The sequence below is a fragment of the Sporocytophaga sp. genome, from assembly GCF_017745095.1.
Classification (GTDB): Bacteria; Bacteroidota; Bacteroidia; order Cytophagales; family Cytophagaceae; genus Sporocytophaga.
This window is the reverse complement of the sequence record NZ_JAGHZZ010000043.1, coordinates 1-13,553: the sequence shown is the minus strand read 5'-3', so window position 1 is coordinate 13,553 and position 13,553 is coordinate 1. Positions and strand designations below refer to the sequence as shown.

The 13,553-nt window shown below is 32.5% G+C and carries 8 protein-coding genes and 1 pseudogene; 7 read left to right on the top strand and 2 right to left on the bottom strand.

Annotated elements, in window-relative coordinates:
* Window positions 1–866 precede the first annotated feature (866 nt).
* Both J7604_RS25985 and J7604_RS25980 read left to right on the top strand, forming a co-directional pair.
* Complete coding sequence (locus tag J7604_RS25985; protein WP_293903222.1) at window positions 867–1,124, top strand: tail fiber domain-containing protein; 258 nt, start codon at window positions 867–869, stop codon at window positions 1,122–1,124.
* 4 nt (window positions 1,125–1,128) lie between these two features.
* Window positions 1,129–1,641 (top strand): hypothetical protein, encoded by a 513-nt coding sequence (locus tag J7604_RS25980; RefSeq protein ID WP_293903219.1) that lies wholly within the window; start codon window positions 1,129–1,131, stop codon window positions 1,639–1,641.
* Between the two features lie 331 nt (window positions 1,642–1,972).
* On the opposite strand, the gene J7604_RS25975 is transcribed toward J7604_RS25980, so the two are convergent.
* Together J7604_RS25975 and J7604_RS25970 are read right to left on the bottom strand one after the other, a co-directional pair.
* Window positions 1,973–2,317: a hypothetical protein gene (locus J7604_RS25975; RefSeq protein ID WP_293903216.1), complete on the bottom strand. Its 345-nt coding sequence runs from the start codon at window positions 2,315–2,317 to the stop codon at window positions 1,973–1,975.
* A 354-nt stretch (window positions 2,318–2,671) separates the two neighbouring features.
* A complete protein-coding gene (locus J7604_RS25970) occupies window positions 2,672–4,129 on the bottom strand; it encodes a T9SS type A sorting domain-containing protein (RefSeq protein WP_293903213.1) in 1,458 nt (485 codons plus the stop codon).
* 71 nt (window positions 4,130–4,200) lie between these two features.
* Between J7604_RS25970 and J7604_RS25965 the strand changes: the two genes are divergently transcribed.
* From J7604_RS25965 to J7604_RS25945, 5 genes and pseudogenes are all read left to right on the top strand, one after another.
* Entirely contained in the window at window positions 4,201–4,737 is a 537-nt protein-coding gene (locus tag J7604_RS25965; protein ID WP_293903210.1) for a hypothetical protein, read from the top strand.
* Window positions 4,738–4,749: 12 nt separating this feature from the next.
* Window positions 4,750–5,184 (top strand): annotated as a pseudogene (locus tag J7604_RS25960) (transposase); the annotation flags it as partial.
* Between the two features lie 513 nt (window positions 5,185–5,697).
* On the top strand, window positions 5,698–6,357 hold the full coding sequence (locus J7604_RS25955) for a hypothetical protein (RefSeq protein ID WP_293903207.1): 660 nt from the start codon (window positions 5,698–5,700) through the stop codon (window positions 6,355–6,357).
* Between the two features lie 1,023 nt (window positions 6,358–7,380).
* Complete coding sequence (locus J7604_RS25950) at window positions 7,381–11,148, top strand: hypothetical protein (RefSeq protein WP_293903204.1); 3,768 nt, start codon at window positions 7,381–7,383, stop codon at window positions 11,146–11,148.
* A 150-nt stretch (window positions 11,149–11,298) separates the two neighbouring features.
* Window positions 11,299–13,197, top strand: a complete 1,899-nt coding sequence (locus J7604_RS25945) for a P-loop NTPase fold protein (RefSeq protein WP_293903201.1) — start codon at window positions 11,299–11,301, stop codon at window positions 13,195–13,197.
* Window positions 13,198–13,553 lie beyond the last annotated feature (356 nt).

Genomic DNA, 13,553 nt, shown 5'->3' with positions numbered 1-13,553 from the left:
CCTCGTTAATTTTATTTTAATTAGCCAAGTCTGTGGAAAAGCAAACGAGGACTATGGGGGGTGAAGAGGAAAATATTCGAATCGAAAAGAGATTTAAATCAGTCATTTTGAAAAAACTCAAGTTTTGTAATCTTATTGAAGAATGAGAACATCCAAGCTGTCTCCCTCTTGGCTAAGTCTGTTTGTCCTTCTGGGCGAAGTCTGTTGATCTCTTGCTCCTCGGCCGGTGTCTGCACCGGACGAAATTTTTCAATCACTACTTAACCAAAGTATTCTCTGTAATCTGGTTTTCCTTTCGGTTTAACTTGTTTAGTTTCCATATCAAATGAAGATGATTTGGCATTATGACAAAACAATAAATGGTTACCAATCCTTTCTCTATTTGTCCTTTCATTAGATCGATAATGAATTCTTTGTACTTATCGGGAGAGAGAATGGTGTCCAATAGTAAACTTTCTCAAGATTCATCTGGGAGATACGGCGTTCCTTTAATAAAAAATTATCCATAATTATTAGCTGGTTAAATTCAAAAATAAAAGGAATAGTAAATATAAAAAAGTGATCCAGTATTATTTAATGCAGCACTTTTGGAAAGATTCCGTCCGGTGCAGACACCGGCCGGGGAGGAGAATAGCGATGCAATCGCTATTCTCGTGAATCCTCGTTAATTTTATTTTAATTAGCCAAGTCTGTGGAAAAGCAAACGAGGACTATATGGGGCCATGATTCAAGCATTTGAAGCATTGAGTTGATAAAAGAGTCAGGAAAAGTATATGCTGAAGATCCAAATTCAATTGCACCACTTTTTTATAGTGATAGTTCCTTAAAGGATAATATAAGACCAATAGAAGATCCAATAAAAAAGCTTGAAATTAATTCATGGTTATAATTATTATTGGAAAGATACTTTGTTTGTTAATAATACTAAACTCTCAGATTTTGGGGTGATCGCTCAAGAAATAGAGAGAAGTTTCCCTTCTTTAGTTCATACAGATAAGAATGGTATTAAAATGGTAGATTATTATAAATTAATTCCAATTTTAATTGAAGCATTAAAAGAGCAAAATGAAATTATTGAAGGTTACGATATCCGGATTAAAAAATTAGAATCAAAAATTAAATAAAAATATGAGAGCAATGAACATTATTACGATTACCTCTTCTTTATTCTTGTTGTTTTCGTGTTATGGTTTTGAAGATTTAGGTATGGGTGGAGGTAAAACTTATCAATTTGATTGCACAAGAGGTCAACTTCAATCTTGTCTAGATTCTTTTAAAATTAGACATCCAGAATATGAGATTCCTTATAAATTGAAAAAATGGGATTTTTGGGATGTGGCTGGATATGGTGAATTAAGTGGAGTTGTATTTTATTTTTCAAGACAAAAAGACTTCCATGAAGATTTGTATTATGTTACATTGATTAAAGATAAATTAAAAGATACTATATATACAAAACCTAGCTATGTTGCAGTTCGTTCTGTACTACGTTTAAACCAAAAAGACAAATGGCCGGACGTAAACAAACTGGATAAATCTGAGCAAGAAATAATTGAAAAGAGGTTTAGAACTGAAGTTTTAGAAAAAATAAATTTAGACCCATGTGGATGTCAGTTAAAGGGTGTTCAGGTTAGAAATTAACCAGTGGGCTGTCGCGTGGTGTGCCGAGAATGAAAAGCGGCATTAAATAAATGCCCTTTCTGGGTTAAGTCTGTTACCCCGTTTTCTGGCAGAAGTCTTTTGACTTCTGCCTACAAATGAAAGCAAGTCTATTGACTTGTGGTTTCAAAGGCAGATACATCTTAAGTTCAAGAATCTTTCAAAAATGGCCTCGATATTTATCGGGGCTATTTATATTTGAAGAATAATCTTATCAGACAGAATACTTACGTTAAAAGGAGAATGAATTTACTGGTTAACTAAAAAAGACAGATTAGACCTGTCTTTTTTAGTTATTGTTAATATTGGAAGACTATTTTAAACTAATTGTATTAATGCCAATTTTATTTACTTTATCTATTAATAATTTAATTAGTCGAACGTAATCTGCTTGTATAAGCAATGATTTTTTTTGCAAGTTAAGTTGCTGCTCGATGTCCATCGCTCGATTTTTTTTTGAATCAACAAATGCATTAACGATAGCTTCTGCATTAAAAGGAGGTACAGCATGGCAATTGTAACAAGTCGGATTCCAGTAACAACTATAAAACCAAGCACCTGGATCAATTAAGCTAACGTTAATGTCAGATAAACTAATTTTGGTACTATCTAATATTTCAGATGCCATTCTAAATAGCAAAATATTTTTTACTTTCACATATGCTATTTAATTCATGAATTTCTGTTCCGAGGAAACCATTAATTTTTGCTAATCTACTTTTAAAGTCAGTATTCTCATCATTTATTATTTTACCTAATCTACTTGCAACAGTAGTTTTCCAACTATTTATTACGTTTTCACTTGAGTTTCCCCTTCTGGACGACACAAATGGGGCCAGCTGGAGAGGGTATTTAAGAGTTAGTGGTTTTTAAGGTTATCTTGAATTTTAATTGTCTGCTTTTGAAACCGTAAGTCAATAGACTTGCTCTCATTTGTGGGCAGAAGTCAGAAGGCTTCAGCCAGAGTAATCAGACTTAGTCCAGAGGGGGTTTATACCTTAAGCCAGAGGATTTAATTTTTAACAAACCTGGAAGTGAAAATAACATTTCCCTCTTTCATGAGCATGATGGAATAAATGCCCGCTTTAAAATTGCTTAGATCCAAAGCCTCTTCTGTTCCGGAGAATGTACCATTCAGGATTTCCCTTCCTTCAATGTTATACACTTTATACAAACAATTCTGAAGAGCTTCATAGGATATACTAAGCTTGTCTGTAGCTGGATTAGGGAATATGTCAATTGTTGCTGCTAGTTTATTTATAGAAAGGTTTGTTACAAGGTAAAAAGGTACACCCCATTCGTCAGAACCTTTTTTGTAATACACCAGTTCTCTGGAAGAATACCAATTTATGAAATAATCATAATACGGTCCACCTAAACCCTCTAAGTAGAAATCATAGTCTTCGTTAGTAAGAGCTAATGCAAAGCATGAGTCCAGGTCATCAGCAGAATAGGTTATACCTTCATTTGCTATAGTCTTGGCAACATGAGAAGTTTTGGAATCTATAAATTGAGTGGTATAAGCAATTTGCCCATCGATAGTAATGGATTTTAAAGGCAGACTGTTTAATCTATTTAATCCCGGAGTTATTGCAACAGGTAAAGAGATGGTATCAGTGCTTGCAATAATAGATGGAGGGTAATTGAGTTTACTATTTTTGTAAACCAAAAAACTATAAATTATCGAATCATTACCTGAATTAATTTTTTTATCTAGTACTTTTTGAATGATTTTACTTTCACTAAAATCACCGCTATTTGAGGCCTCTTTAATATGTAATTCGTCTCCTATTTCAAAAGAGAAAAAGTCTTTTTCTGTCAAATTTTTAACTCCAAGATTTAATTCTTCGACACCTGCCAACAACATCTCTTTCACATCTTCCGGAAAGTTATATAGATTATATGCTTTAATAAATCCATAGCGCTTACTGATTTTCCACTCTTTTCCATTAAATGAATGGTTTAATGGACTATTATCATCTTTCTTTTTTAAGCTGATAGATATGGTCAGCACTGAATCAGTTACTTGGTCCTTGTGTATCTGAAATGTTTCCAGTTCCTTTTTAGTTACTGTAGCCTCAAAAAATCGATCATTAGAAGACCAGAAAATCCAGGAATCATTTATAACTGCATTTGTATGAAAAAAAATAAACTCGTCCTCTGAATTTGTAAAAATTTCTCGATGGTCCTTGGTTTGAATAATATCTTTACCTGTCCAAGCCCATCCTTTGTTAGTTACTGAACAAGCAAAGTTATCAGAATTCGAAAAACTCAGTTTTCTATAATTAGATAATATCGTATCTCCATTGACAACTTTTTGGTTTTCTATTTTAACAGGAACAAAGTCGGAAATAAAGTTAACTTTAGAATAAAAAAAGACTGTTTTATCTGCATGAATTGCTTTAAACTGAGCGCTTAATTCAAGAGGTATAAATAGGATTCCTAATAGAAGTTGTGTAAAATTTTTCATGGTAAATACGACTTAAATGTAAAAATAAGAAATAAGAGGCAATCTATTTAGCATTATAAAGCCTTAATTTCATGATAGGAGAAACTTTCCTGGTCCTAATCCTATCCACACCGTGTCCTGTCGGGGACAGACCACGGAGCAAAAAAGTCTGGCACCAAACGATCACGATGATGAAAAATGCATATCCCAAATTAGGGCTGGCTAGGTTATGCAGATTGTTTGGTGTCACTAGGCAAGCATATTATCAATATTGCTGGCATATGAGCGATATAGGCACTGAAGCACATATCGTTTTGAACTTAGTAAATGCGATACGAAAAGATCAACCAAAGCTAGGTACCAGAAAACTACTTTCAATAATTCAAAATGATTTAATAGAGCATCAGATAAAAATGGGCAGGGATGCTTTATTCGATTTATTAGCCTCTCATAACATGCTGGTAAGGCGAAGAAAACGAACTCCTCAAACTACATTTTCAAAGCATTGGTATCGCAAATATGATAATTTACTTAAGGATTTTATCTGTTCAGGCCCTCATCAGCTCTGGGTTTCTGATATTACCTATATTTCTACTGGTGACGATTATGTTTATCTCGCCTTAATATAAGATGGCTATTCCAGAAAAATAGTAGGATATAATCTTTCAGAAAATCTTAGTACAGAAGGCTGTATTATGGCATTAAACATGGCTTTTCTTCAACTTCCTGAAGTATACAATCTTATACATCATTCTGATAGAGGAATACAATATTGTAGCATGGCTTATACAAATTTATTGTCTAAGAAATCCATACGAATTAGCATGACTCAAAATGGAGATCCTAATGAAAATGCTATGGCCGAAAGATTAAATGGCATTTTGAAACAAGAATTATTAAAGAAAAAATATCAAAGTTATCAAGAGGCTAAAACTGAAATCGACATAGCAGTAAAGATTTATAACGAAAAGAGGCCTCACCTTAGTTGCGATTTATTGACTCCGGAAAGAGCTCATGCTGAGAGTGGAATATTGAAACGACATTGGAAAAAGGAAAAAGAAATAATAACAGAATAAAGGTTTTTTTAGGCATTTACAGAATGCATAAAAAAACAAATCCGACAAAGGTGTAAACCAATAATCGGATTAATTATGCTATCTGACCAGGATTAATCCTGGCAGGTTGCTCCTCAGCAGAGCCTGATTCCGCTTCATCCGGTAATCAAATGTAAAGCGATTTTAGGATTAATAAAAAAGTGTAAATTTATAGTCGGATTACCAATCTCAACTGTAAACTTTTTTTAGGACGACACAGTAGGTAGAAGTCAAAAGACTTCAGCCAGAAGGGCTTCAACTATCAGTTTAACCTTCTCCGTGGCCTGTCCCCCGACAGGCCATCACATTTTCATTGACACTCCTCCCAAAATTACTTGCTGTCTTTAATTTGAAGTCTCATAGATTTGTAGAAATTAGTATAAGAAAAAGTGGCCGGTCGAGGGCACGGATTAGAGACTTAAGCCAGAACTGGGGTAATAGTCCTACCATAATGACTTCCATAAAAGTCGTTTTCCTTATTGAACAATTTTAAAATTGAAATTATATTTGGTAATGCTCAAAAAGTCTCTTATAGAACCTGTTCTTTGTGCCATATGTGGCAAGAATGAGGCTGCAACGAAAGATCATATTCCACCGAAGGGTATCTTCATAAAGCCTAGACCTAGTAATTTAATTACTGTTCCTTCATGCTTATTATGTAATCAAGGAGCTTCCCAGTTAGACGAAAGATTTAAATTGTATCTTGGATTACATGTCGGCAAACAACAAATAACTGGAAATCAATTTTTCAAGGAAGGGACAATGGGAACACTTAGACACAATAGAAAATTAAGAATGGAAGTAATAAAAAAAATGCAACCAGTCCACATTGCTACAAAATCAGGGTTAATTTATGATAGAGGTTATTCAGTTTTGTGGGATAGTAATGCTCATGATGCTACAATTGAAAGGATTATTAGAGGGCTTTTCTATCACCACTATCAGTCTATATTAGGAGACAATGTTAATATTAAGACACATTGGTTTAAAGAACTTCCATATTTTGATTACGAAACTTTATATAAAGTAGATATCGGTGAAGGTATATTTTCTTATTATCATAATAAAGCCATTGATAGTGAATTTGAATCTATCTGGATTTTCGAATTCTATCAAGCTCATTGGGCGGGGGGGTATACAACTAAAAAAAAATAAAAGACTTTAGTAACGCACCTGGAAAAATCAGCTGACGTTCCCTTGTAGCAGTACAATCTGAGATAGCTGGATATGTAGGTTTGCATTTGTTATATACAAGCCACTAATGTGCCACTGGTCTAGAAGTAAATACAATGGTTATTCCGAATTTGTCGTTACAATCCGCAAGTTAATAAACTTTCTCTCATGTGGGGGCAGAAGTCAAAAGACTTCAGCCAGAGGGGGGCTGTCAGGGGACGGACCACGGAGCAGCTGGTTAAATTCAAAAATAAAAGGAATTGTAAATATAAAAAAGTGATCCAGTATTATTTAATGCAGTACTTTTGGAAAGATTCCGTCCGGTGCAGACACTGGCCGGGGAGGAGAATAGCGATGCAATCGCTATTCTCGTGAATCCTCGTTAATTTTATTTTAATTAGCCAAGTCTGTGGAAAAGCAAACGAGGACTATATGGTTCCGTCCGGTGCAGACACCGGTCGGGGAGGAGGGCATTACAGAATGCATTTAAAAAAATAATCCGACAAAGGTGTAAACCCATAATCGGATTAATTATGCTATCTGACCGGATTAATCCTGGCAGGTTGCTCCTCAGCAGAGCCTGATTCCGCTTCATCCGATGATCAAATGTAAAGCGATTTTAGGATTAATAAAAAAGTGTAAATTTATAATCGGATTACCAATCCAAACTGTAAACTTTTTTTAGGACGACACAAGGGTCTTACTAAGTCTAAGTTTAAAGCTAAATATTTGTTTATTGGAAATTACATTGACAATTTAGAAGATATCAAAATTGACTCACTTGCCATTCATTAAAAAAAGACTGAAATAAAATTGGCTAAATTTTTTATATTGTTTTTTTTAAATTGTCATAACTAAAGACAGATGATACCCACAAATATCTTAGAAAAAAATTCTGAAATACAATTGGCTATATGAATGATTTATTTTTAATAATTGGTGATTATTTACAAGGCAAGTCTATTTATCCTCCTATTAAAAAGATTTTATTTATTGATTGAATTTATGAAATGGATTGATTCAACTAAATTATCTCAATGGGCAGATAAAAAAGAATGCGAAGGACTATTACCAGAGCTTATAAGGAGGCTAATAATTGCATCCAATAAAAACCTATTAGAAATATCTATTCCTAGTGGTGATAGTATTTATAAGCCAGGTTGGGATGGCCGTTGTGTTTGTGATATTCAAAGCCTGTATGTGCCGAAGGGGCTTTCGTTTTGGGAGTTTGGAAGAAACGTTAAGGCAAAAGAAAAGGCGAATAGTGATTTTGCTAAACGAAATAATTTGTGTGATCAGGATTATACTCAAGCAACATTTATATTTGTTACTCCAAGAAGAGTGAGTAATAAAGCGAAATGGATAGAGGAACGGAAATTAACTGCTTATTGGCGAGATGTAAAACTATATGATGGGGATGATCTTGAGTGCTGGATAGAGCAGTGTTCTTCAGTCGGCTCTTGGCTTGCTAAGGAATTGCAAGTATATACTAAAAACATAGAATCATCTACCGCTTTTTGGAAGCATTGGACAGCCAATCCTCAATTGGATTTTACTCCTGAATTAATAATTTCTGGACGTGTTGAAGAACAACAAAAAATTCAAGACTTTTTAATTGAGACTACATCGGGAGTTATTGAAATTCAAGCTTCTTCAAAAGAAGAAGCAATTGGATTTATTATAGCTTCAGCACTTAACAAAGATGAAATTACAGCAGAAATTTTTTCTTCAAAAGCCTTAATTATATATTCAAAGGAAGCACTTAAAGAAATTGTTTCCCAGAATGTTGGACTATTTATAATTTATTCATCAGAAGCAGATGAGTTTATTAGTGCAAGTGAAGTTGGCTCTAATGTTGTTTTTACTATAATTAGCTTTAAAGTTAAGAGTAACGGCATATCTATTCCGATTCCAAAATGGTCAAACTTTACTCAATCTCTTGTGAACTCAGGCCTAGATAGAGATAAATCCAGTAACCTATGCAAGGAGTGTGGTAGAAGTTTTACAGTGTTAAGAAGACTTTTTTCTAATTCCCCTGGAAGGGTTGAATGGAACGAAGGTAATGATGAACTAGCCTTATTACCTATGTTCTTTATTCAGAAGTTTAATGAATATAAGGAGGGGGATATAAGTTTGGTTCAACAATTTTCCAGAGAAGAATTTCATTTATATAAGATTAAATTAAAGAGATGGTCTCTTATTTCAGACACACCAATTTATCAAATAGGCGAGTATTGGCGACTTGTTTCACAATATGACTTCCTTTATGTAGTGGCTAAATTTATAACAGAGGAACACCTGGATTTATTTGAAAAAGTATTTTTTGAAGTACTCGGAGAAATAAATCCTGCGTTGGATTTAGAACCTAAATTGAGGTTTGCTGCAGCTTTGTTTAAAAAGAGTAGCATAAAATATTCCGAGTGGTTAAGGGAAGGTTTGTGTCAGACTTTACTCCTTTTAGCGGTTCATGGAGAAAATAGTGGTATTAATGTCAATTATTCAATTCAGAAATGGGCTGATGAAATAGTAAATAAATTATTAGAAAATAAGCAGCTTTCCTTTTGGCAATCTATACAGAACAAATTACATATATTAGCTGAAGTTTCACCAAATTCTTTTTTAAATTGCCTTGAAGGCTTAATTAAAAAAGAACCCAATGTTATATCAGCAATGTTTGATGACAGTAATTATGACCTTTTTACACCTTCCTATCATACTCATATTTTATGGGCACTTGAATCTTTAGCATGGGAGCAAAGTTATCTAACGAGAGTATCTTTAGTTTTGGCTGATCTAGTATTACTAGATTCAGGAAGTAAACTAAGTAATAGACCAATAAATACCTTAAAGCATATCTTCCTGCCTTGGTTACCTCAAACATATGCGAGTATCACAGTAAGACATCAGGTTATCAAAACTTTGATTAAAAAAAGGCCTTCAGTCGGTTTTCAATTATTAAAGGCTATATCGCCAAATCATCATGGCTTTGGCTCCTATAATTACAAACCAATCTGGAGGCTAAGAGATTATAGTTATATTAAAGCGTCGACAGAGGAATACAATGAAAATTTATCATTTATATGTGAAAATTTGATAGAATTAGTTGGGTGTAAAGCAAAGATGTGGGCAGAAATAATTGAGTTCATAGATAATTATACAGAAGAGAATAGAATTAAACTTATTAGTGCATTATCTGAAGTTGAAAACTTTGATGGAAATATTTCTTTGTTAATAGAAAAGCTTAGAGAATTTATTCAAAGGCATGATGATTATTCCGAAGAAGAATGGGCGATTGAACTTGATGAGTTAAATCAATTAAAAAATATTTATACTAGGATTACTTCAAATGAGGTGGATAGGTATTATTGGTATTTTAATGTTGATACTATTGATAATCGAAGAACAGAGGATTTGACTTATGAGCAAGCTAGAGCACTTACAGATCAAAAAAGGTTTAACTTGTTAAAATCTATATTGCGCAATAAAGGGTTGGATGGGATTAAAGATTTGGCAAGTAAAGTTGATTTACCAGAGAGAGTTGGATTTTATTTAGCTGATGTTGAACAATCGTTGGAAAAAGAAATTATGGAACATCTTTCAACGGATTATAATGCATTACATTATCTTGCAGTTGGCTATATTGGAAAGTTAAGCGATATAAGAGGAATTGATTGGATAAGAAATATTGCAGACGGAATGTCTAAATCTAATTCAAATGTTTTGATTGATTTTTTTCTTTCAGTTAATGCTACTTCTCAATTGTGGGATTTGTTGGAGGAAAAGTATGGCGAGTGTGAAGAGAAATATTGGAAAGGTGCATTTACGAAAAGGGGATACAGAAATTTCTTTCATCTATATAATACTGATGAACAGATTCGATGCATCAAGACGTTGAACAAGTATAAACGGTATCTGACAAGTATAGATCTTATTAGGTATGAAAGGAAAGAAGCACCGGTAAATTTAATTATAGAAACTCTTGAAGGGCTAGTTACAAATCCAATAGAGGAGGATGTCAAAGTTCATTCCATTGGTTGGTCGATTAAAGAATTATTTAAGAGACTGGATGAGGAAAAGGTTGAAGACAGAAAGATGCAAAGACTAGAGTGGTATTATCTTGATGTTCTGATAAACTATCACCATGAGAGACCTGTAAAGTACCTTATTCCTGAATTGAAATCCAATCCTATATTTTTTGCTGAAATCATCAGTTTTAATTATTTGCCAGAGAATCGTGCTCCAGATGAAGAAATAAGTGGATTAGATATAAGCTTTGTTCAAAATAGAGGTCTAAGAGCGAAAAAGCTTTTAGAACTATGGGATGACTTTCCAGGAGAAACTCAAGATGGGATGGATTATGAGAAATTAAAAAGATGGATATTATTGGCAATTGAAGAATGTTCTAAGAAGGACAGAAGGAATAGAGGAATGTATCAAATAGGGAAAATTCTTGGTAAGACTTATGAAAATAAGCACTCAAGAAAATGGCCTGACGAAGAGCTTTGTGAAATTATAGAGGAGCTAGAAAAGGAAGAACTAGATAATGGGTTTGTTTCAGGTATTATCGAAGGACGAGGAATTAAGCACTTAATAAGTGGTGATATTGAAGGTAAACTTGAAAAAGTTAAAGCAGAGAATTTTAAAGCATTGGCAAGTTCTGTTAGTTTTAGTTTTCCTAAAGTTGCTGGTTTAATTAATAGAGTGGCTGATCATTATTTAAGGATTGTAGAGTTTCAGAGACAGAATAGAAAAAAGGAAGAGTTTGAAGATTAGGGTGAGGTCACAATTCATATTTTTGATCCGCAAATTATTACCTTTCAAATCATTTGTAAGTTGAAGTCAAAAAGGACTTCTCAACCAAAGGTTGAAGGGATAGTGCAAAGTTACGTGCAGAATTATTGGTCTTTTGATTAAAGTTTATTTATGGAAAAATTAGATCAAATTGTTGAGGAATATTTAAAAGTAAATACCAATCATGCACTTCTATTAACAGGAAGTTGGGGGACGGGAAAGACATTTTATTATAAAAATAACTTGGTTGAAATAATAAAGAATACTCCTACTATAGATGATGCATCAATACTTTACCAACCAATAAGGATATCACTCTTTGGTATAAATTCATTAGATGAACTGCAGTCGGAAATATTCTTTGCTTTGTACGACTTTCTAAAAGATAAAAAGTTAAAATTAGGCGGCGCTATAGGTAAATTAATAATAAAGGGAATACTAATTTACAAGGGATATGGTTTTTTGTCTGACTTTTTATCTTCAATGGAAGATTTAAAAGTTGATAAAAAAAATTGGATACCTTATAATTCTTTAGTAATATGTTTTGATGATTTAGAAAGAATAAGTATAGATTTAAACATTGAAGAGCTGATTGGCTTTATTAATTCTTTACTAGAAGATAACCCTATAAAAGTATTAATTATTGCTAATGAAGATAAAATTGAGCAAGAACAGTTTAAATGTATTAAAGAAAAGATTATTGGTGTAACAATTGAGTTTAGGCCTAACATTGAGAATATTTGCTTGTCCATCATAAAAAATAAATATTTTGGTTTTCCTACTTATTCAAGTTTTTTACAAGAGCATCAAAGTCTTATTTTACAAATAATAAAAAAGGATGAGAATAACTTAAGAACATTAATATTTGGGTTAAATTCCTTTATGCGCATTTATTCGGAAATTGAATTAAATAGTACTACTAGTGAATTTATTAAAAAATCAAAGAAAGAAATATTAACAAGAGCTTTACAGTTTACATTATCCATATCAATTCCTTATCGTAAAGGTAAAATATCTTATTCGAATAAAAGGTTATTAGATTTTTATTCAACTGGAAATACTTTAAAATTACCTTCTCTAGAGCAACTATTTTCTCCTCCAAATGAAGTTCTTTCTAATCAAGACAATTTGTTTAAAGATGGGTTTATTAAAGAATTTTATTCAGACGGAAATTATTTTTTCTTTAATTCAATATTTAACCATATAACAGGAGGTAGCCTTTTTATTTTTTCAGAATTTGAAATTGAAGTAAAGGATTTATATCAATTAAAGGAAGACGCAATTTTACCTCAATACCGAATAACAAATAAATTAACCTATCCTAGTTATCTTTCTCTTGAAAACAAAGAATACATTTCTTTAGTAAGAGAGCTATTGACTTATTCAGATAAAGGTGATTATCTATTACTAGACTATTTAGCTATATTTAGACTGTCAATTCAATTAGGGAATCCTTTAAAATATGACCCAGATAAATTGGCAACTAGAATTGTAAAAGGCATAGAAAAGGCAAAACATAAAGTGTCTGCAAAAGAAAATATTAAATCATTTCCTATACCGATTGAAAGTTTTATTGATATTCAAAGTGACGATATCCACCGTATTCAATTACTAAAAATTAAAAATGCTATTATTCATGCTAATAATGAAATAAAGCTGAAGCTTAAACAAGAAGATTATTTGAGAATGGAAAAATTATTTTATTCTGATTACAATAATTTTCTTTCTAATGCAAAAGAGAAATATGCATTATCACCAATCTTAAAAGACTTTAATATCAATAATTTTTATTCTAGGATATTAAGCCTTTCAAATAAGCAACTTCATGATTTGATTTTCTTTTTTAAAGATAGATACAATGATTTATATATAGAATTAAATCATGAATTATCATTTTTAGAAAAGCTAAATAAAAAAATTAAAGTCAAAGTCAATTCTAAACCTCCTGTAATTACTGGTCATTTATTTAAACTGTTCCATGAAATTTTAAATAAGTCAATTGAAAAAATGAAGAATAAAATTAATCAATAAACTGGGCATAATATCCTTTCTCAAGAGGATAAAAGGTTTCAAATTGCGACCTGAGTAGATAGAGGTATGTGTAAAACACTATTGACACCTCCCTCGATGCCAATAGTATTTATAAAACATCATTCAGGTAGTCGTCGATTTTTTAATCTCATCATAGTTTAGCTGGTTTTAAAAGTTTACTATTTCATTTGTTCTCCTGCATTATAAAAAGTCAAAGAGGAGAGAAGAAGCTCTGATATTGTTCAGAGTAGTTAACTGCAGTGAGGTACACCAATGCTCACCGCGATAGTCATCGCATGGATAAGAGGATCATCATAGTTTAGCTGGTTTTGTACCCCTCCCCAAAAATAGGACAG